The sequence below is a fragment of the Streptomyces sp. SID8374 genome (genome assembly GCF_009865135.1).
Lineage (GTDB): Bacteria > Actinomycetota > Actinomycetes > Streptomycetales > Streptomycetaceae > Streptomyces.
On the sequence record NZ_WWGH01000001.1, the window covers coordinates 2,603,441 to 2,624,566 of the forward strand.

11 protein-coding genes are annotated in these 21,126 nt (G+C 73.6%); 5 read left to right on the top strand and 6 right to left on the bottom strand.

Annotation, left to right across the window (positions count from 1 at the left end; all coding sequences use genetic code 11):
- Nucleotides 1–16 precede the first annotated feature (16 nt).
- The 5 genes from GTY67_RS11535 (at nt 17) to GTY67_RS11555 (ending at nt 10,324) form a co-directional block, all read left to right on the top strand.
- Complete coding sequence (locus tag GTY67_RS11535) at nt 17–3,829, top strand: FHA domain-containing protein (RefSeq protein WP_161278592.1); 3,813 nt, start codon at nt 17–19, stop codon at nt 3,827–3,829.
- A gap of 362 nt (nt 3,830–4,191) precedes the next feature.
- Nucleotides 4,192–5,553, top strand: a complete 1,362-nt coding sequence (locus GTY67_RS11540; RefSeq protein ID WP_161278593.1) for an ABC transporter substrate-binding protein — start codon at nt 4,192–4,194, stop codon at nt 5,551–5,553.
- Nucleotides 5,554–5,653: 100 nt separating this feature from the next.
- Nucleotides 5,654–6,940 carry a sugar ABC transporter permease gene (locus GTY67_RS11545; RefSeq protein WP_161280041.1) on the top strand — a complete coding sequence of 429 codons (1,287 nt, stop codon included), beginning with the start codon at nt 5,654–5,656 and terminating at the stop codon, nt 6,938–6,940.
- Entirely contained in the window at nt 6,937–7,887 is a 951-nt protein-coding gene (locus GTY67_RS11550; RefSeq protein ID WP_161278594.1) for a carbohydrate ABC transporter permease, read from the top strand. Before GTY67_RS11545 ends, GTY67_RS11550 begins: the two co-directional genes overlap by 4 nt.
- Before the next feature lie 193 nt (nt 7,888–8,080).
- Entirely contained in the window at nt 8,081–10,324 is a 2,244-nt protein-coding gene (locus GTY67_RS11555; RefSeq protein ID WP_161278595.1) for a bifunctional glycosyltransferase family 2 protein/CDP-glycerol:glycerophosphate glycerophosphotransferase, read from the top strand.
- A gap of 47 nt (nt 10,325–10,371) precedes the next feature.
- On the opposite strand, the gene GTY67_RS11560 is transcribed toward GTY67_RS11555, so the two are convergent.
- The 6 genes from GTY67_RS11560 to GTY67_RS11585 all read right to left on the bottom strand — a co-directional run bounded on the left by GTY67_RS11560 (nt 10,372) and on the right by GTY67_RS11585 (nt 21,099).
- Nucleotides 10,372–11,514 carry a glycosyltransferase gene (locus GTY67_RS11560; protein ID WP_093688839.1) on the bottom strand — a complete coding sequence of 381 codons (1,143 nt, stop codon included), beginning with the start codon at nt 11,512–11,514 and terminating at the stop codon, nt 10,372–10,374.
- Nucleotides 11,511–14,384 carry a CDP-glycerol glycerophosphotransferase family protein gene (locus GTY67_RS11565; RefSeq protein ID WP_161278596.1) on the bottom strand — a complete coding sequence of 958 codons (2,874 nt, stop codon included), beginning with the start codon at nt 14,382–14,384 and terminating at the stop codon, nt 11,511–11,513. The genes GTY67_RS11560 and GTY67_RS11565 overlap by 4 nt, the downstream gene beginning before the upstream one ends.
- On the bottom strand, nt 14,381–17,920 hold the full coding sequence (locus tag GTY67_RS11570; RefSeq protein ID WP_237502591.1) for a bifunctional glycosyltransferase/CDP-glycerol:glycerophosphate glycerophosphotransferase: 3,540 nt from the start codon (nt 17,918–17,920) through the stop codon (nt 14,381–14,383). The genes GTY67_RS11565 and GTY67_RS11570 overlap by 4 nt, the downstream gene beginning before the upstream one ends.
- A 239-nt stretch (nt 17,921–18,159) precedes the next feature.
- Nucleotides 18,160–19,059 carry a TylF/MycF/NovP-related O-methyltransferase gene (locus GTY67_RS11575; RefSeq protein ID WP_202461407.1) on the bottom strand — a complete coding sequence of 300 codons (900 nt, stop codon included), beginning with the start codon at nt 19,057–19,059 and terminating at the stop codon, nt 18,160–18,162.
- Between the two features lie 11 nt (nt 19,060–19,070).
- Complete coding sequence (locus GTY67_RS11580) at nt 19,071–19,847, bottom strand: methyltransferase domain-containing protein (RefSeq protein WP_161278598.1); 777 nt, start codon at nt 19,845–19,847, stop codon at nt 19,071–19,073.
- Nucleotides 19,848–19,887: 40 nt separating this feature from the next.
- Entirely contained in the window at nt 19,888–21,099 is a 1,212-nt protein-coding gene (locus tag GTY67_RS11585) for a CDP-glycerol glycerophosphotransferase family protein (RefSeq protein WP_237502592.1), read from the bottom strand.
- Nucleotides 21,100–21,126: the final 27 nt, after the last annotated feature.

The following is a 21,126-nucleotide window of genomic DNA, read 5'->3' on the forward strand; positions in this document are numbered from 1 at the left end:
GGGACCGCCGACGGCGATGCAGATCCGGCTGACCGTCCTCGCGCCGCGCAGCGGCCAGACCCCGGCGCGCGCCTGCGACGTGCTCGTCACCGCCCCCGCCGGGACGGCGCTGGCCGCCGTCGCCTCCGGCCTGGCCCAGGCCGTTTCCGGCGCCGAGGGCTCCCAGGGCGGCGGGGCGGTGGTCCTCTTCGCCGGGCGGGAGCGGCTGGACGCCCAGCGCATCGCCCTCGGTGAGCCGCCGCTGGTGGACGGGGCGGTGCTCTCGCTCCAGGTCCCGGGTGAGGACGAGGCGACGGACGACCCGGTTCCGGCTCAGCTCCATGTGGTCGCCGGGCCGGACGCGGGCGGGGTCCATCTGCTGCACGGCGGCCGGATCCGGATCGGCCGCTCCGCCGAGGCCGACGTCCCGCTGGACGACCCGGACGTGTCCCGGCTGCACTGCGCGGTGACGGTCGCCGAGGACGGCCGGGTCTCGGTCGCCGACCTGGGCTCCACGAACGGCACCTCTCTGGACGGTACGGAGGTCCGCGACCGGCCCGTCCGCTTCCCGCCCGGTGCCCTGCTGCGGCTGGGCGAGTCGGCCCTCCGGCTCACGGCGGGCCCGCGCCCGGTGACACTGCCGACGGCCCCGGACGGCGAGGGCCACCTGCGGGTGAGCCGCGCCGAGCCGGACCCGCACGGGCAGGTCGCTGCGTACGGGGGCCCGTCGTCCTACGGATCGCGCGCGGAGCCGGGGGTGTCCGAGGGGCCGACGGGGCACGAGGGCCAGGAGCCCGAGGGCCCCGGTCCCGGTGGTCCCGGGACGGCCGCGCAGCAGCGCACCCATGGCGGCCGGGAGCAGTTCCCGGGCGGGCACGAGCCGTTCGGCCCGGCGGGCGCGAGCCCGAGCGGCCGCGAGCCCTTCGGTGCGGGCGAGACGCCTCGGCGTGGGGGCATAGGTGCCTGGGCCCGGCGGCTCAAGGGCGGCGGGAAGACCGGGCAGGCCCAGGGGCCCGAGCAGGCGGCCCGGGGCCCCTGGCCGGAGTCGGGGGCCTCCCCGTCCGGTCACGCCCACGCCCCGGAGTCCCCGGCCCCCGACCCGTACGCCATGCCCTCCGCCTCCTCCGCCTCCTCCGCCTCCTCCGGTTCCTTCGGCGACGCCGGGGGCCACCTCGCCTCCCCCACCTCGCCCCAGTCCCCCTTCTCCGCCGTGCCGTCCGCGCCCGAGGGCACCTGGCCGGACCCGGCGGCGGTGCTGCTGACCGCGCTGGGCCCCGGGCCCCGGCTCTGGGAGCGCCACGACGGGCACCCGGAGGCGCTGGTGGTGCGGCTCGGGACGACCGAGCGGGCCGATGTGCCGTCGGTGCCGGTGACGGTGGGGCTTCGGGAGGCCGGTTCGCTGGGTCTCGCCGGGCCGCGCGCCCGGCTGGCGGGGCTGGCCCGCGCCACGGTGGCGCAGCTCGCCGCGCTGCACTCCCCCTTCGACCTGGAGATCGTGCTCATCTCCACGGACCGCTCCCGCTCGCTGGAGGAGCGGCGGCGCGAGTGGTCCTGGCTGGGGTGGCTGCCGCATCTGCGCCCGATGCACGGGCAGGACTGCCGGCTCCTCCTCGCGTACGACCGTGAGCAGGCGGCCGCCCGGACGGCCGAGCTGGTCCGCCGCCTCGACGAGGGTCCGTTCGGTCCCGGCTGGCCGAACCTGGACCGCACCGAGGTGGCCGACGCGGCCCGCGCGCACAAGGGGCCGCACACGGTGGTCGTCCTGGACGGCGACCCCGGTACGGCGGCGCTGCGCGAGGCGACGGCCCGGCTGGCCGGGGCGGGAGCGGCGGCGGGCATCCACCTGATCTGCCTGGCCGAGACCCCGGCGGCCTCGCCGACCTCGCCGGTGGCCGCGACGTACGACGCCGCCTGCCGGGCCTCCATCGCCTTCCGCGAGTGCGGGGCGGTCGCGATGCTGAGCGGTGATGTGGCGACGGCGTTGCGGCTGCTGCGTACGGCGGGCGGTCAGGCGGCGGGCCACGGCACGGTGGCGGCGGTGGACGCGGTCTCGGCGGCCTGGGCCGAGCGGTTCGGGCGGGCGCTGGCGCCCCTGCGCGACGAGGGCTCGGCCGCGCTGGCGGGCCGCCCGACGACGGCGGCGCTGCCGCCCTCGGCCCGGCTGCTGGACGAGCTGGGCCTGGCCCGGGCGACCCCGGCGTCGCTGATGGCCCGCTGGGCCTCCACGGCGGACCACCAGCCGGGCGCCTCGGCCCCCCGGCCCGCCACCGTCCCACCGTCCCGGGCGGACCTGGAGACCCCCGGCTCGGGCCGCACCCTGAGCACGGGCCCCCGCGTCGGCCCCCAGCGCACGGCCACCCCCGACGGCCACCGCTCCCAGGACACCCCTGCTTCGGGCCGTACGCCGTACCCGGCGGCGGGCGACCGGGACTCGGGGCGTACGGCGTACCCGTCGGCGGAAGGCCGGGGCTCGGGTCGTACGGCGTACCCGGGCGCGGAGAACCGGGACTCAGGACGTGCGCCGTACCCCGGCGGAGACAGCCGGGACTCGGGCCGTACGCCGTACCCGTCGGCCGAGGGGCAAGGCTCCGGGCGGACGCCGTACCCGGGCGCGGACAGCCGGGATTCAGGCCGCACTCCCTACCCCTCCGCCGAGGGGCGAGGCTCCGAGCGGACCCCGTACCCCCGCATCGGCCTACAGGGCGGTGAGGCCCAGGTGGGCCACGCACCCCAGCTCGGCCACACACCGCAGGCCGTGCCCCCACCGCACGCCCCCCACGCCGGGCGGCCCGTGCTCGTGCTCGGGGCCGGGCCGCGGGGTGCCCTCAGCGTCGACCTCGCCGACGAGGGGCCGCACCTGCTCATCGAGGGCCCCGCCGGCAGCGGCCGTACCGAGCTGCTGCGCGCCATCGCCGCCTCCCTCGCCTCCGCCGCCCGGCCCGACCGGCTCGGCATCCTGCTGGTCGACGGCGCCGGCGGGAAGCCCGAGGAGCGCGACAGCTCGGCACCGGGGCTGCTCCCCTGTACGGAGCTGCCGCACGTCTTCACGCACCTCGTCGCCTCCGACCCGGTCCGGATGCGGGAGTTCGCGCAGGCCCTGGGCGGCGAGCTGAAGCGCCGGGCCGAGCTGCTCGGCCCGCTGGACTTCACCGCCTGGCACGCCCGGCACGCGGAGGCGGCCCAGCAGGAGGAGTCCCGGCGCGTCGTGGGCCAGCGCCCGCCGAGCGGCGCCGAGCGCCGGGGCGACCTGGACTCCCCGCCCAGTGGCACGCTGCGGCTGCGCCCGGTCGCCGCCCGGACGTCGGACCCGGGCCCCTCGCCCCTGCCGCGCCTGGTCGTGCTCGCCGACGACTTCGACGCACTGGTCGCTCCGGGGCTCGGCAGCCCCGGCCGCCCCGCCGCCGGTTCCGTGGTGCGGGCGCTGGAGGCCGTGGCCCGGGACGGCGGCCGGCTCGGGGTGCACCTGGTGGCCACCTCGGCGCGCCCGGACCGCACGGAGGACACCGAGCTGGCCCGGGGGGCGAGGCTGCGCATCGTGCTGGACGCGCCGGTCCTGCCGCCCTCCCCGGACGAACCGGCCCCGGGCCGGGGGCGGTTGGGGCACCCGGACGGCCGGGTGACCCCGTTCCAGGGGGGCCGCGTCACGGGCCGCATCCCGCGTACGGCGACGCTGCGGCCCACCGTCGTGCCGCTGGAGTGGGAGCGGATGGGCGATCCGCCGACCCGCCGCCCGGTCCGCGAGCTGGGCAACGGGCCGACGGACCTGGCGCTGCTGGCCAGCGCCCTGGAGCGCGCGGCCCGTTCGGTGAACGCCGAGCGACTGCCCCCGCTGATCCCGTTCCCGACGTGAAGCCGCAGGCCCGACAAGGCTCCGACCCGTTCCCGACGTGAAGCCGCAGGCCCGACAAGAACCTGACCCCGTTCCCGACGTGAGGCGATGAGCCTGCCAAGGCCCTGACCCCGTCGGCCGCCCACCGCCCGAAGCCGCACGCCCGACCTGGCACTCCTGTCCCTGCCCGCCCGTTCCTCACCTCATTCCGCCGCATTACCCGGCATTGCCTGATGCCACGTCACGAGGCCATCACGATCACCGTGTTGGCCCCGACGGCGGTATTGCGGGCCCCGTGCACCGGGCGTAGGACTGTGCGCACGGACGACGCAGCCCGGGCGACGACAACGAGGTCGGGCGCGTACGGAAGAGACGGGGCAGGAATGCGTACAACCCTTTCCATACGCAGGGCCGCACTCGTCTTCACGGCGGTCGGCGCTCTGGCGCTGACCGGCTGCGGGGACGGCGGCGGGTCGAAGAAGTCGGGCGACGGGACGGACAAGAGCGCGGACAGCGCCTCCACCGTCACCCTGCCGAAGCTGGACGGGGAGAACATCTCCGTGGCCGCGGTCTGGACAGGACCCGAGCAGGCCAACTTCACCAAGGTGCTGGGCGAGTTCGAGAAGCGCACGGGCGCGAAGGTCACCTTCGTCCCGGCCCAGGACCCGATCGTCAACTTCCTCGGTACGAAGATCGCGGGCGGCCAGCCCCCGGACGTCGCGATGATCCCGCAGGTCGGCGCCATTCAGCAGGCGGTGGCCAAGAAGTGGGCCAAACCGGTCGGCGACGAGGCGAAGGCCCAGCTGACGAAGAACTACGCCAAGGTCTGGCAGGACCTCGGGGCCGTGGACGGCACCCAGTACGGCGTGTACTTCAAGGCCGCCAACAAGTCCCTGATCTGGTACAACGCGGCGGCCTTCGACAACGCGGGCGCGAGTGAGCCGAAGACCTGGAAGGACTTCATCACCACCGCGGAGACCATCTCCGCCTCCGGTGTCACCCCGGTCTCCGTCGCGGGCGCCGACGGCTGGACGCTCACCGACTGGTTCGAGAACGTCTACCTCTCCCAGGCGGGCCCGGAGAAGTACGACCAGCTGGCCAAGCACGAGATCCCGTGGACCGACCCCTCCGTCAAGGACGCGCTGACCACGCTGGCCGAGCTGTTCGGCAAGCCGGAGCTGATCGCGGGCGGCGCGGACGGGGCGCTCCAGACGGAGTTCCCGACCTCGGTGACCCAGACGTTCACCGGCGGCGACCAGCCCAAGGGCGCCATGGTCTTCGAGGGCGACTTCGTCTCGATCAACATCGCGCAGACCGAGGCGAAGATCGGTACGGACGCCAAGGTCTTCCCGTTCCCGGCGGTCGGCGCGGACTCCCCCGTGGTGACCGGTGGCGACGCGGCCGTGGCGCTGAAGGACTCCAAGGGCGCGCAGGCGCTGCTGACCTGGCTGGCGTCGGCGGACGCGGCGAAGATCTGGGCCGAGGCGGGCGGGTTCATCTCGCCGAACAAGTCCCTGGACGTGGCCGCGTACCCCAACGACGTGCAGCGCACGATGGCCGAGGCGCTCGTCGCGGCCGGTGACGACGTCCGCTTCGACATGTCCGACCAGGCCCCGCAGTCGTTCGGCGGGACGCCCGGCAAGGGCGAGTGGAAGATCCTCCAGGACTTCCTGAAGAACCCGAAGGACATCGCGGGGGCCCAGCAGAAGCTGGAGTCCGAAGCGGCCAAGGCGTACAAGAGCTGACGCGGTGGCCACCACGAACGCGGAGGGCGCCGGACCGGCGCCCTCCGCCTCCGCAGACACGGACCCGCGCCCCTCATCGCCCAAGCCCGGAGGCAAGAGCGTGACCGGCACCCGGCGCGTCATCGCGGCGGTGTTCCTGCTGCCCGCGCTGGTGCTGCTCGGCGCCCTGGTGCTCTACCCGATCGGCTACTCGGTCTACCGGTCGTTCTTCGACCAGGCGGGCACGGGCTTCGCCGGGATCGACAACTACAAGGCGCTGTTCACCGACGACACGATCCTCACCGCGGTGAAGAACAACGCGATCTGGGTGGTGTTCGCCCCGACCGTCGCCACCGCGCTGGGCCTGATCTTCGCGGTGCTCACCGAACGCATCCGCTGGGGCACGGCGTTCAAGCTGATCGTCTTCATGCCGATGGCGATCTCGATGCTGGCGGCGGGCATCATCTTCCGCCTCGTCTACGACCAGGCGCCCGAGCGCGGGGTGGCCAACGCCGTGGCGGTGGGCGTGCACGACACGTTCAGCGAGTCGGCCGGCTTCCCCAAGGCGCGCCCGCTGCCCGTGCACCCGCTGGAGAAGGGTGAGGGCGGGTCGTTCGTCTCCAAGGAGCCGGTACGGGCCGGGGAGAGCGTCCAGGTGCCGCTGGTCGGCGTGGCCCCGGGCAAGATGCCGGGCGACGCCCGCCCGGCGAAGGCGGCCCCGGCGGCGGACGGCGACGAGATCACCGGCACGGCCTGGCTGGACTTCACCCGGGGCGGCGGCGGGAAGCCCAATGTCGTCGACCCGGAGGAGCTGGGTCTGAAGGGCCTGAAGGTCGAGGCGGTCAAGGACGGCAAGGTCGTCGCCACCGCGACCGCCGGGGCCGACGGGGTGTTCACCCTGCCCGCGTCGGCGGACGGCGCCCAACTGCGCCTGCCCGCCGACAACTTCCGCGAGCCCTACAACGGCGTCGACTGGCTCGGCCCGTCCCTGGTGACCCCCGCGATCATCGGGAGTTACGTGTGGATGTGGGCCGGGTTCGCGATGGTGCTGATCGCGGCCGGCCTGGCCGGTCTGCCGCGCGAACTCCTGGAGGCGGCCCGGGTGGACGGCGCCAACGAGTGGCAGGTGTTCCGAAGGATCACCGTACCGATGCTGGCCCCGGTCCTGGCGGTGGTGCTGGTGACGCTGATGATCAACGTGCTGAAGGTCTTCGACCTGGTCTTCATCATCGCCCCGGGCTCCTCCCAGGACGACGCCAACGTCCTGGCCCTCCAGCTGTACCGGTCCTCGTTCGGCACGGACGCCGACCTGGGCATCGGCAGCGCGATCGCGGTGCTTCTGCTGCTGCTGGTGTTGCCGGTGATGCTGTTCAACATCCGGCGGATGAGGAAGGAGGCGCGGCGATGAGTACACCCCCGAGCAGGCCTACGAGCACACCCCCGAGTACACCTACGAACACCCCCACGAGCACGTCCACGGGTACGCCCACGAAGCTCAAGGCCGAGCAGTCCCTCGGCGCCCGGATCGCGGCGCGCCTCGGCGGCGGGGTGATGCGGGTCTTCCTGATCCTGGTCGCCCTGTTCTGGATCATGCCGACGATCGGCCTGTTCCTCTCCTCGCTCCGCGGCCCCGAGAACATCGCGGCCACCGGCTGGTGGAAGGTCTTCACCGCTCCCTCCGAGCTGACCTTCGACAACTACCAGCGCCTGCTGGACAATTCGACGATCACCGGCTCGCTCGTCAGCACCATCATGATCACCGTGCCGTCCACCGTCCTGGTCGTGGTGATCGGTTCGCTCGCCGGGTACGCCTTCGCCTGGATGGACTTCCCCGGCCGCGACTGGTGGTTCCTGCTGGTCGTCGGGTTGCTGGTGGTCCCCGTGCAGGTCGCGCTGATCCCGGTCTCCGAACTCTTCGGCACCATCGGGATCTTCGAGACGACGCTCGGGGTGGTCCTCTTCCACACGGCCTTCGGGCTGCCGTTCGCGATCTTCCTGCTGCGGAACTTCTTCGCGGAGATCCCGCGCGAGCTGCTGGAGGCCGCACGGCTGGACGGGGCGGGCGAGATCCGGCTCTTCACCCGGGTCGTGATGCCGCTGGGCGGTCCGGCGATCGCCTCGCTCGGGATCTTCCAGTTCCTGTGGGTGTGGAACGACATGCTGGTGGCGCTGATCTTCGCGGGCTCCGACTCACCGCCGATCACGGTGGCGCTCCAGCAGCAGGTACGCCAGTTCGGCAACAACATCGACGTGCTGGCGCCGGGCGCCTTCGTGTCGATGGTGATCCCGCTGGCGGTGTTCTTCGCCTTCCAGCGGCAGTTCGTGTCCGGCGTCATGGCGGGGGCCGTCAAGTGACCCCGTAACGCGTACACCTGCCCATACGTACGACACCACCGCACAGCCGTACGTCAACCCGAGGCGGCCCCGTTCCCCGGAACCGGGCCGCTTCGGCGCGTACTTCGCCCGAATGCCATGTCCGGCGTAACCCTGTCATTCCATCCGACGTTTGCGGGCCACCTGGTTCCCGCGAACGACCCATGGATGTGTAGTGCCCCGGTTCACTGTCATCGTGCCCGCATTCCGGGTCCAGGCGTATCTGCACGCGTGTCTGGATTCCGTGCTGAGCCAGTCCTTCAAGGACTTCGAGGTCGTCGTGGTCGACGACTGCTCCCCGGACGCCTGCGGCCCGATCGCCGACGAGTACGCCCGCCGGGACCCCCGCGTCACCGCGCTCCACCTCCCCGTCAACTCCGGCCTCGGCCCGGCCCGCAACGCCGGGATGGAGCGGGCCTCGGGCGACTACCTGATCTTCCTCGACGGCGACGACACCCTCCTCCCCGAGGCGCTCCAGGCGATCGCCGACCGGCTCGGGGCGACCGGCGACCCCGATGTCCTGATGTACGACTACGCGCGGACGTACTGGTCGGGCCGGAGCGTCCGCAACGTCCTCGCGGACCGCCTCGACGAGCGCGGCCCCGCCTCCTTCCGGCTGGCCGACCGCCCCGAGCTGCTGCACCTCCTCATGGTCGTCTGGAACAAGGCGTACCGCCGCGCGTTCGTCGAGGCCGAGGGGTTCACCTTCCCGCCCGGCTACTACGAGGACACCCCCTGGACCTACCCGGTGCTGATGTCCGCCGGGTCGATCGCGGTCCTGGACGCGGTCTGCGTCTCCTACCGGCAGCGGCGGCGCGGCAACATCCTCTCCACCACCAGCGAGAAGCACTTCGACATCTTCGAGCAGTACGACCGGGTCTTCGCGTTCCTCGACGCGCGCCCCGAACTCTCCGTGTGGCGGCCGGTGCTGTTCCGCCGGATGCTGGACCACTTCTGTGCCGTGTACGCCTCCCGGGACCGGCTCCCGCACCCCCGCCGCGCCGCCTTCTTCCGCCTGGCCACCGCCTCCTGCCGCCGCTACGCCACCCCCGGCGCCCCGGTCCCCCGCCGCGCCCTGCTCCGCCACGGCCTGCTGCACCTGGGCGCCCGCCGCACCTACCGGGCCCTGGCGGCGGCCCGGCAAATCGGCGAGGGGCTGCGGCGAGGCGTGGCCGCCCTGCGCCGGGCGGTGCGGGGCGCGGCGCTCCAGGCGCACTACCGCATCCAGCTGCGGCTGCCGCTGCGCCCCCGGGAAGCGGTGTTCGCCGCCGGCGGGGGCGGGGCGTACGCGGGCGGCCCGGCCGCGATCGAGGCGAAGGCGCGCGAGCTGGTCCCGGGGCTGCGGACCGCCTGGATCTGCCGTCCCCTCGACGCCCACACCGTGCCGCCCGCCACCCGCCCCCTCACGCCGGGCTCCTACGCGTACTGGAGCGCCCTCGCCCGCTCCACGTACCTCGTGAACGACACCGCCTTCGACCGGCGGCTGGTCAAGCGGCGCGGCCAGGTCCTCCTCCAGACCCACCGCGGCACCCCCCTCAAGACCATCGGCACCGACCTCCTGGACCGGCCCGCCGCCGCCCGGTCCACCGACTTCGAGCAGCTGCTGCGCGACGTCGACAAGTGGGACTTCGCCCTCTCCGCCAACCCGCACTCCACCCTCGTACGGGAGCGGGCCTACCCGTCCGGATACACGACGCTCGAATACGGCTCCCCGCGCAACGACGTCTACCACCGCTCCGGCCCCGCCGACGTGGCCCGGCTCCGCGAGACGCTCGGCATCCCGGCGGGCGCCACGGCCCTCCTGCACGCCCCCACGCACCGCGACTACCGGCGCGTCCAGCGGCCCACCCTGGATCTGGAGCAGCTGATCCGGGTGCTGGGCCCGCAGTTCGTGATCCTGGAGCGCGCGCAGCGCACGCGGGGCGGCGGCGCGGGCAGGGGCAGCCGTACGCGTACGACGCATCCCCGGATCATCGACGTCACCGGTCACCCGTCCCTGGAGACGCTGGCCCTCGCCTCGGACGCGCTGATCACGGACTACTCGTCGCTGATGTTCGACTACGTCAACCTGGACCGTCCGGTGGTCCTGCATCTGGATGACATCGAGGCGTACGAGGCGGCCCGGGGGACCTACTTCGACATCACGGCGTTCCCGCCCGGCGTCGTCGCGCGCAGCCAGGACGACCTGTTCGGCATCTTCGCCACGGACCACTGGCGGGGCTCGCGCTCGGCGCAGCTGCGGGCCGCGTTCCGGGCCCGGTTCTGTCCGTACGACGACGGGAACGCGGCCGAGCGGGCGGTGCGGCGGGTCTTCCTCGGCGAGACGGACGGGCTGCCGCTGCCCGTGCCGCCCTCGGCCCGGCGGGCGGTCGTCCCGGCGCAGCAGCATCCGGCGGGGGCGCGGGTGGCGCAGGGCTGAACGACCGGGGCCCCGCGCTCAGGTCCGGGGCCCCGTCAACGACACTCTCACCGCTCCAGGAACGCGAACAGCTCCTCCCAGCGCCGCGCCACCTCCCGCTCGGAGAACCGCTGGACCCCGGACCGGGCGCGGTCGCCCAGCGCGTCGCGCAGCCGGGGGTTGCCGGTCAGCCGGAGCAGCCGGTCGGCGAGGGCGGCGGTGTCCCCGGCGGGGGCGAGGAGCCCGTCCTCGCCGTCCCGGACGATCTCGCGGACCCCGGGCGCGCAGTCGAACGCGGCACACGGCACCCCGTTCGCCATCGCCTCCAGGAGGGCCAGCGGGAAGCCCTCGCCCCGGGAGGACTGGACGAAGACGGAGGCCTCCGCGAGGGCCGCCTCCACGTCGTCCGTGCGGCCCATCCACTCCACGGACCCGTCGAGTCCGAGCCCGGTGCACTGTGCCCTCAGCGCGGCCTCGTTTTCGCCCGTCCCGTACACGCGCAGCCGCCAGTCGGGCCGCTGCGGGGCGACCAGGGACCAGGTGTCCAGGAGCAGGTCGATGCCCTTCTGGTCGGTGAGGCGGCCGATGCTGGCCACGGTCTTCGCGGTGCGCGGGGAGGGCACGTGGGGCAGGTGGGCCAGCGCGTTGGGGAGGAAGCCGACGTTGTCGAAGCCGTCGCCCGCCCACCGGTCGGCGTCCTCCTCGGTGAGGACGAGCCAGTGGTCGATGTCCTTGTAGTGGTTCTTGATCCAGCGGTAGCGGTGGCTCGCGCGGGAGTAGTCGTAGGACTCGTGGCTCATCCCGATGGTGCGCAGCCCGGTGGTGTCGGCCTCCCCGACCCACTCCATCGCCCAGACCTGGGTGACGACGACGACCGCGCCGGGCCGGGCCGTGGCGAAGAGTTCGGAGAGGTGCGCGACCGCCCGCCGCTTCTCCTCGGCCCGGGCCGCCTCCCGGCGCCGGGTGGGGACGCGGAAGCGGTCCCGGATGCCCTGGGGCGTCCAGGGGGTCGGCGGGTGGGCCGGGTAGAGGGCGGTGACGGGGTGGCCGGGCTGGGCGGGCAGGGCCATCTTCCGGTCGGATGCGTGGATGCCGACGGTGTGGACGCGGTGGCCCTGCCCGGTGAAGAGGCGGGCGGTCTGGTGCATCCAGGCGGTGACACCGCCGAGTTCGTCGGTGCTGTTGGAGACGATGAAGATGTCACGGCTCATCGGCCGGCCCCCGGGCGGTCGTGGTGGTCGGTGGTACGGGAGGCGCCCGGCCGGGAGAACACCGCGGCGACGACCTGGCGGGCCGCGTCCCCCCGGTCGTAGGTGCCGAACTCCGCGGCGAACGCGGCCCGGTGGGACGCGTGCCGGATGTCGGACTTCTTCAACTCCGCGATTTCGGCGAAGAGTTCCTCCTGCGTCTCGGTCATCGGGCCCGGCGCCTTCTCCCGCAGGTCGAAGTAGCTGCCGCGCTCGGCGGCGTACGTGTCGAGGTCGGGGGCGTACAGGACGACGGGCCGGTCCAGCAGCGCGAAGTCGAACATGATCGAGGAGTAGTCGGTGACCAGGACGTCGGCCAGGGTGAGGAGTTCGCTGACGTCGTGGTGGCGCGAGACGTCGATCACCGTGCCGGGCGGGCAGACGGGGAGCCGGGCCGCCTCCAGGTAGTGCGCCCGGACGAGGAGGGTGTGCGTGTCCCCGAACCGTTCGGCGAACTCCCTTACGTCCAGCAGGAGTCGGCGCCTGGTCTGCTTCCCGCCCGCCGCCGGGCCGCCCCGGAACGTCGGCGCGTACAGCACCACCTTCCTGTGGTCGTCCAGCCCCAGCGCTCCGGCCAGCGGCGGCCGTGGCAGCCGCCCTTCCGTCTCGGCCCGGGTGCGCTCCGCGACCAGGGCGTCGTTGCGCGGGTAGCCGGTGCGCAGCAGCCGCTCCTCGGGGAGGCGGTAGGCGCGGGCGAGGGTGGCCACGTCGTGCTCGGAGCGGACGAGGAAGTGGTCGAAGCGGTGGACGGCCTGCTGGAGGCGTTCGCGCTGGGGGGCGTTCTGAAGGCGTACGCGGGTCTCGTCGAAGCCCATCCTCTTGTACGCGGAGCCGTGCCAGGTCTGGAGGTAGGTGGTGCGGGCGGGCTTGCGCAGGTGTTGCGGGAAGCCCTGGTTGTCGACCCAGAACTCGGCGCGGGCCAGCGCCCAGAGGTACCGCCAGGACCAGCGGCGTACGAGGCGGGCGTCGGCCGGGAAGCCGTCCGGGGAGGTGTCGTAGGACCAGGTGGAGCGGAGCTTCAGCCCCTGGCGGCGGATCTCCTCGTGGAGGGCGCGCGGGCTGTCGCCGTAGCAGCGGCCCATGTGGCTCTCGAAGACGACGGAGCCCCGGCGGACGGGGAGCCGGGTGAGCCAGGTGTTGTAGGCGGCCGCCTTGAAGCCCCGGGAGCGGTAGCGGTCCAGCCGCCTGCGCAGGGCGCGGACGAGGAGCTTGGCCCGGCGGGCGGGGCGGAAGTGGGTGGCGTACCGCACCAGGCGGTGGGCGGTCCGGGCCGGGCGGCGGCGGGCGGTGAGGCGGAGGGCCAGGTGGTCCTTGAGGGTGATGTAGGGCTCCCAGGTGTCCCCGGCCAGGCGCCCGAGCCGGGGCCGGGCGGCGAACCGGACCCCGCCGCCCACCAGGTCCTGCGGGCCGAACAGGTCGCTGACGGACCGGACGCGGCCGTCATCTCCGTCCGCCTCCACGATCAGCCGCGCGTCCCAGGCGGTGTCGCGGACGCCGACGGGGCGCAGGAGGCGGGTGACATCGGCGCGCGCCCCCCAAGTGATCCCGTTCCCGTCGCGGCGTACGTCGTCCACCGGGAACGCGACGGCGCGCGCCCCGCCCCGGGCCCGGAACTCCAGGGTGGCGCTGAAGGCGGCATCGGGGGCACTGTGCGGCGGCAGCACGAGGCGGCCTTCCAGCAGCAGCCGGCCCTCCTCGGCGGTGCAGCGGATGAGCCGGTTCATCAGCCGGGCCTCACCGAACACCCGGTACTGGTGGCCGAGTTCGGTCACGTCCACGGAACAGCGGTCGTCCCACTCCACCCGCCCGTCCTCGCCCGTGACGACCGGGGCGCAGACGGTCGCGGGCCGGCTCAGCGCGTACGCCGCCGTCAGGACGCCCTCCGCGTCGCCCCGGGCCAGCAGGGTGGCCGCCACCCGCTCCAGCGGCGGCAGTCCGTCCGGTACGGGGGCGGTCAGGACGCGGGCGGCCGTGGCGGCGGTCCGGGTGCGGCGGGCGGCGGGGAGCCGGGGGAAGGAGCGGGCCAGCGGCACCAGATGGTCGCGTACGAAGGCCCGCTCCCGCTCCTCGCTCAGCTCCGGCAGCCCGTGCGCGTCCAGGGTGTTGGCGACCCGGCGGTGGGCCTCCACCAGGGCGGTGAGGTCGCGGGCCCGGTCCGGGACGGCCCGGCCGGTCACGATGAGCCGCCGCACCAGGGCGATCCGGCCGACGGCCGCGGCGGCGAGCGGGCCGAACAGGATCTCGCCGTGCGCCAAATCCTCCTCGTACCGCAGCCCGTGGCGCCGGGCGGCCTCGCGGCGCAGACAGAAACCGGTCACCAGGGCGTCCCGGACGACGAGTTGGGGTGCGTCGGTGAAGCGGGCGACGGTACGGGAGCGGGCGTACAGCTCGTCCCGCCACGGCGGCTCCTGCTCCTTGCCGCCCTCGCCCACGGTCCGGCTCCACCGCCCGGCCACCAGGTCGGCGCGGCTGCGCTCGCCCGCCTGCCAGAGATTGCGGCAGGCGTGGCGGTGGAGGCGCTCGCCGGGGGTGAGGACGAGGACGTACCGGCCGGTCGCCGCGTCGAGGCCCGCGTTGCGCAGGGCGCCGGTGGTGCGGGCGGCCGGGTCGGCGTGGATCAGGCGGACCCGGTCGGGGGCGGAGTCGGCGAGGGTACGGGCGGCGGTACGGATGAGTGCGTCGGTGCCGGAGGCGAGGACGACGACGGCCTCGGACCCGCGCAGCGACTGGCCGAGGACGGAGGCGACGGAGGCGCGCAGGGCGTCGGCGTCCCCCGGGCCTTCGCCGCCGCCGTTCTCCCCGCCGCCGGTGATCACACAGCTGAAGTCGGTCATGCCTGAGCCCCCTCGGCCCCCGAGCCGCCTTCGGTCCGGGTTTCGCTCTCGGTCCCGCCCCCGGGCCCGTCTTCGGCCCCCGGGCCCTCCTTGAGCATCCGGTCGACGACCCGGGCTGCCGCGCTCCCGTCGTCGAGGTCGCAGAACGCCTCCCGGAACCGCTCGTACGCCTCCCCGTGCCCGGCGACGGCGGCCTCCGGGTCGCGCAGGGCGGCCACGACGCCGGCGGAGTCGGGGATCAGGGGCCCGGGGGCCCGGTGCTCGAAGTCGAAGCAGAAGCCGCGCAGGGTGTCCCGGTAGTGCGCCAGGTCGTAGGTGTGGAAGAGCATCGGGCGGCCGGTCTGCGCGAAGTCGAACATGATCGAGGAGTAGTCGGTGACCAGGACATCGCTGATCAGCAGCAGTTCGGCGACGTCCGGGTGGCGCGAGACGTCCCGGACGAAGTCGGTGTCGGGGACGCTGCCGCCGACCAGGTAGTGGCGGCGGACCAGGAGGACGTGGTCATCGCCGAGGACCTCGCGGGCCTGGTCCAGGTCGAGTTGGAGATCGGGGTCGTACCGCCTGGCCCGCCGTGGCTGGTCCTCGCGCCAGGTGGGGGCGTACAGGATCACCCGCCGCCCCCCGGGGATCGCGAGCCGCTCCCGTACGGCGGTGGCGACCTTGGCCCGGTCGGGCGCGTACAGCAGGTCGTTGCGCGGGTAGCCGCACTCCAGCACCTCGCCCGAGTAGCCGAAGGCGCGGCGCAGGACGGGGGTGGAGAAGCTGTTCGGGGAGACGAGCAGGCTCCACTGGGCGGACCGGTGCTCCATGGAGGCCATGTAGGCGGCGTCCGCGTGCGGGGAGCCCGCGAGGTCGCGGCCGATGCGCTTGAGGGGGGTGCCGTGCCAGGTCTGGACGACGCACTGGCCCTCGGCCCGCTCGAACCACTGCGGGAGGTGGGTGTTGGTGACGACCCAGCGGCTCCGGGCGAGCGCCTCGTACCACTCGGCGCTGTGCAGGGCGATGGCGCGGACGCCCTCGGGCACGGCGGCCTGCTGGTCGCGGACGGTCCAGAGGTGTTCGATGTCCGGTGCGCGGGAGGCCAGTTCGCGGTGGATCGCGCGGGGCGAGTCGGAGTGCTGGCGGCCGTCGAAGCTGGAGTAGAGGGCGGCCGGGCGGAGTTGGCCACGGTCGGCGGCGCGGAGGGTGGCGTACCGCTCGCGCTGGATGCGCTGCCCGTACGGTCCCTGCTCGGTGACCGGGAGGGCGCTGCCGGACTCCAGGACGAGCCGGTCGTGGTGGCGGCGCTGGAGGGTGAAGGGGCGTCCGCCCGCCTCCTGCTGGAGGGGGAGGTCGGCGTGGAGCGGGGTGGCCAGGCGGAGCGGCCGGTAGGCATCGGGGTCGCGCTCGCCCGGCTCGCGGAGGAAGAGGTACCAGCGCCCCTCGGCAAGCGGCAGCGGGCCGCCGGAGCCGTCGACGGCGGCTGGGTGGACGACAGCCCGGAAGCTACCGCTCTCCTCCAACTCACAAGCGATGACGGTCTCTTCGTGGTGGCCGCTGTGCCGCAGCACCAGCTCGCCGATGGTGCCGGACGGCTCCGGGAAGACGCCTTCGAGGACCAGCCCCCCGCCCTCGGTCCAGGACACCGAAGTCACGACGGGCTGCACGGCCCGGTCGGTGAGGACGAGGTCACCGGACGGGTTGGGAGCCACGTACAGCTCGCGCCCGCCCGGGATCGGGTAGCGGCCGTCGTCGCCGTCGGTCCGGGCGGCGACGGTCAACTTGCCTTTGCCGCCGACCAGTTGTACGCCCCAGACCTCGTCCTTGCCACGGAACGCAGTCAGCGGAATCTCGGCGGCACGGGACCCGAGGGAGCCGCGCAGGGCGAACTCCTGGATGTCCTTGGTGCGCCACTCGGTCAGCCGCAGAGCGGCCGGCCCGTCGTCGTCGAGGACCTTCACGTCCAGGTGGAGGGAGTCGTCGGCGGCGGAGTGGCCGGTCAGGAGGGCCGCGATCCGTTCGGTGCGCAGCTCCAGCTTGTTGCCGGAGAGGACGGGGACGACCCGGGTCCGCTCGTCGGTGTACAGGGCGGCGGGCGGGGCCGGGGTGCCGGTGAGCCGCATCGGGCCCCGGCGGAGGCGGCCCGCGCCGAACAGGGCGGACTCCAGCTTCCACGTCGTACGCCCGGCCTTGCCCTTGCCCTTGCTCTTGGCGGCGAGCGCGCGCGGGTCGACGACCGCCTCGAACCCGGCGCGTGCGTACCGGTGCAGGGAGCGCCCGGAGCGGGCGGTCGCCTCGTCGCCGCCGCCGGGACGCGGCCGCAGACGCAGCGGGATGAGCCGCTTCCCGGCCCGCAGCCAGCCGAGCCGGGGCGGCCCGCCGGGGGCGTTGCGTACGTATGCGTACCCGGTCAGCCTCAGCAGCCCGTCCCGCCACACGGCCTCGGTGAGGTGGGCGTGGACGGGGAGGTCGGCGGGGGTGAGCGCGGTGGCGGCGGCCGGCAGCGGGTCGCGGAGGGCGGGGTGGTGGGCGCGGGGGCGGAGGAGGCCGCGTACGTGGAAGGCGTCCCGGTCGTTCTTCTCCTCGCCGAGCAGCGCGAGGAGTTCGGCGATCCGGCGCTCCCGGATGAGCTGCCACTTGACCCGCAGATCCAGCGGCAGACCGGCGAAGACCTCGGGGGCGACGGTGGCGGCGAAGGCCCCCGCGTGGTCGAGGAAGGCCGTGTGGAACTCCTCGTCGCCGTCCGGCAGGGCCTCGATGAAGAGCCACAGGTCGCCGGAGAGCGCGTGCGCGTCGTAGCGCCGCTTGGCCTCGGCCAGGTCGGGGCGGCCGGCGAGGAAGGTGCTGACGGCGGTGACGGCGGTGACCCGGTCGCGGATGCCCTGGGGGACGGCACGGCGGGTGGTGATCGACCCGTCGCGGTCGCGCCAGTGGTAGACGGGCTCCTCGACGACGTCGACCGAGCGGGCCAGGAAGTGGGCGGGCAGGACGACGGCGATGTCCTCGTACAGCACGCCCGTCGGGAAGGCGAAGGCGTGCTCGTCCCAGAAGGTGCGGCGGAACACCTTGTTGCAGGCGATGCGGTCGCCCAGCAGGATCCAGTCCCGGGTGACATGGGTGGCGGGGCGGGCCTTCTCCATCGGCTTGCGGAACATCGGGGACTGTTCGAGCGCCCCGTTCCCTCGCAGTCGCAGCACGTTGCCGGTCGCGAAGTCGGAGCCGGAGCCGTCGAGTTCGGCGAGCATCCGTGCGTACGCGCCGGGGGGCACGACGTCGTCGCTGTCGACGAACGTGAGGAACTCGCCCTTCGGGTCGGCCGCACGGACCCCGGCGTTACGGGCCGCGCCGAGCCCGGCGTTCTCCTGCCGGATCAGCCGGAAGCGGGGGTCGCGGTCGGCGAACTCCTGTGCCAGGGCTGGCCCGTTGTCCGTGGAGCCGTCGTCGACGAGGACGACCTCCAGGTCGGCCATGGTCTGTTCGGCGAGCGAGGTCAAGCAGGCACCGAGGTACTCCTCGACGTTGTAGAGGGGGACGACGACGGTGAGACGGGGTGCCATCGCAGCGCACGATCCTTCCGGGCGGACGACATCGGGGAGATGACCATCAAGAGGTATGAGGGGGCCACGGTGTACAACCCGCGCCCCCGGGCCCGGTCACCCGAGGGGAGCCATTCGGGTGACGGAGGGAGGCGGAGGGGAGGGCGGAGGGGGCGGAGTTACGCAGACGGGGGCGCGCCGGTGACGCGGCCGAGCCCCGTACCGGGGAGGGGCACGGGGCTTGGGTCAGGTCCGGCGGATCAGGGCTTGACGGCGATCCGGCCCTCGTCCATGCGCAGCAGCAACAGCCGCTCGCCGGTCTTGTCGAGGAACTCGTCGACGGCCTGCCGCGACCCCTGCCAGTAGCCGTAGTCGTCGATCAGCAGCACACCGCCGCTGACCAGCCGGGAGTAGAGGTGCTCCAGCTCGTGCTTGGTGGAGGCGTACCAGTCGGTGTCCAGGCGCAGGATCGCGATCTGCTCGGGCGCCTGCTCGGGGACCGTGTCCTCGACCCGCCCCCGCACGTAGTGGACGCGCTCCTTCGGGTACGGGACGTTCTCGAACCCGGCCTGGACGTCCTCCAGCGAGGCGACCGCCCAGATCGGCCGGTCCTTGCCCTGGGCGTCCAGCAGTTCCTGCGCCGGGCGGCCGTCGCGCCGCAGGTCCTCGGCGGTGGGCGGGGTCATGCCCTCGTACGTGTCGAAGAGGTACAGCTCGCGCTCGGTCTCCCCGACGGAGAGCAGGGTCCGGGCGCAGGCCTGCATGGAGCCGCCGCGCCAGACCCCGCACTCGACGATGTCACCCGGGATGTCGTGCCGGGCGATGTACCGGGTGGCGAGGATGAAGGCGTTGAGCCGCTCCGGTGAGGTCATCGAGTACGGCTTGACCGCCCGGATGATGTCCCTGGCCTCGTCGTCGTAGTCCTCCGGGAAGGCCGAGGAGGGCTTCTTCGCCCGGGACTTCTTGGCCGCGGCCTCCTTCGCCTCCGGCTTCGGGGGCGCCGGGGCGGGGGTCGAGGCCGCGAGGGATTCGGCCGGGGCCGTACGGGCGGCGGGCACCGTCACGCGCCTGAGCTGGTATCCGGTGAGCTGCTGAAGGACGCCGTTGACGGCGTTGCGCCAAGCCATGGACCGGGACAGTACGCGCGGTTTGTGGCGCATGTCACTTTTCGTCAACCTGCCATTGATCGGGGCGGATTCTGTTCGAGTGCGGGCGCCGGCTCCGTCGTCTGCGCGGGCACGGACTTCGCGCGCCCGCACTGCTCGCGCCCCGCGACGGGCTCGGGCAGCGGGACGGAGTCGACGCCGCCGACCCGGTTCGCCCACCAGACCGCCAACTCCCTTACGGCGAACATGGTCAGCCGGGGGTAGCGCTGCGGCTTGCGGAAGACGCCGACGGAGTCGCCCCAGTAGGCGGCCTTCCTGTCGATGGCCCGGTAGTCGTGCCAGATGCCCTTCTGCGGCGGGAAGTCCGTGTAGGCCTCGCGGAGTTCGAGCCGGGAGTGAGCAGCCAGGGCGCGGAACCCGTCCGGGTAGTAGCGCCAGCAGTCCTGCGCATCGTGGACATGGCCGCGCGAGGGTGCGGTGATGAAGGCGTGGCCGCCCGGCTTCAGCACCCGGGCGATCTCCAGCATGGAGGCCCAGAAGAACGGGATGTGCTCGAACGCCTGCCCGGAGAGCACGACATCGGCGCTGTTGGAGCGGGCGGGGATGCGGTACGGCTTCTTCATGACCGCGTCCACGTTGGGCCCGTCCTGCACATCGACGCCGAAGTAGTCGATGGAGTGCCCGGCGAGGAGCGCCCGGTGGGTGCGGGTCTGCTTGCCGGAGATACGGGAGCCGAGGTCGACGACCCGGTATCTGCCGGGCGCGGCCCCTTCGCCCGGCCCTTCGACCGGCAGGTACTCCTTGATGCAGAGTTCCATCTGTTCGTAGGCGGACCGGTGCATGGGCGTCTCCCAACCTCGCTGTGTACGTGAGCTGTCGGAATCAACGACCGCGTGGGGCAAAGGGGACGCCGAAGAACCGCCGTACGATCCGTTCCGCCGCGTGCCCGTCGTCGTACGGGCAGAACCGCTCCCGGAACGCGGTGCGCAGCGCGGCCGACGCGGGCGAGCGCCACTCCCCCGTACGGAACGCCTCGACCAGCTCGTCGGAGGTGGTGGTGACCGTGCCCGGGGTGTCGCCGGGCCGGCCGGAGAGCAGGTCGAAGTAGGTCCCGCGGGTGGTCCGGTAGGCGTCCCAGTCGGGGGCGTGGACGACGATCGGGCGGTCCAGGCAGGCGTAGTCGAAGGTCAGGGACGAGTAGTCGGTGATCAACGCGTCGGCGGCCAGGCAGAGTTCTTCGATCCGGGGGTGGGCGGTGACGTCCAGGACCCGGCCGGTCGGTGCACTCGCCAGCCCGGCGGACCTGCCGTAGAAGTAGTGGGCCCGCACCAACACCACGTAATCCGGGCCGAGTTCGCGGGCTAGGTGTTCCGGGTCGAGGTCGGGCACGAAGCCCTCGCGGTAGTCGCGGTGGGTCGGGGCGTAGAGCAGGGCGGTCCGGCCTTCGCGGATGCCGAGTTCGGCGCGGATCCTGGCGATGTCCTCGGCGGTGGCGGTGAAGTAGACGTCGTTACGGGGGTAGCCGAGGTCGAGGTGTTCATAGGCCGGTCCGTCCGAGGGGGCCGGGTAGACGCGGTCCCAGATCTCGGTGCTGTGCGGGTTGGCGGAGAGGCTGAAGTCCCACTGCCCCACGTGCGCAAGGATCTTGGCGAAGTCCGCCTTCCGGGCGAGGGCGGGGTAGGCGCGCTGGTCGAGGCCCATCGTCTTGAGCGGGGTGCCGTGGTGGGTCTGGAGGTAGCGCTGGCCGGGGCGCTTGGTGAAGCCGCCGGGGAAGCTGGAGTTGTTGACCAGGTACGTGGCGGTGGCCATCGCCCGCCAGTAGGGGCGCGAGCCCTCGATGACGTACGGCACACCCGGGGGCATCCGGTCGCGGTGCCGGGAGGAGACGGCCCACACGCCCCTGATGTGCGGGGCGAGTTGGCGGGCCTTGGCGTGGATGGCGGCGGGATTGCAGGCCACGCCCCGGTTCCAGTAGGCCCCGTAGACCGCGAGGTTCGGGTCGAGGGGGCGGTGGAGGTCGGTGCGGTAGGCGGCCCGCATGACCTGCCTGCGGACGAACCGCTTCACGGATGCTCTGGTGGGCCTGGGGGGCATGGCAGCCGAGGGTAGTCGCGGCGGTGT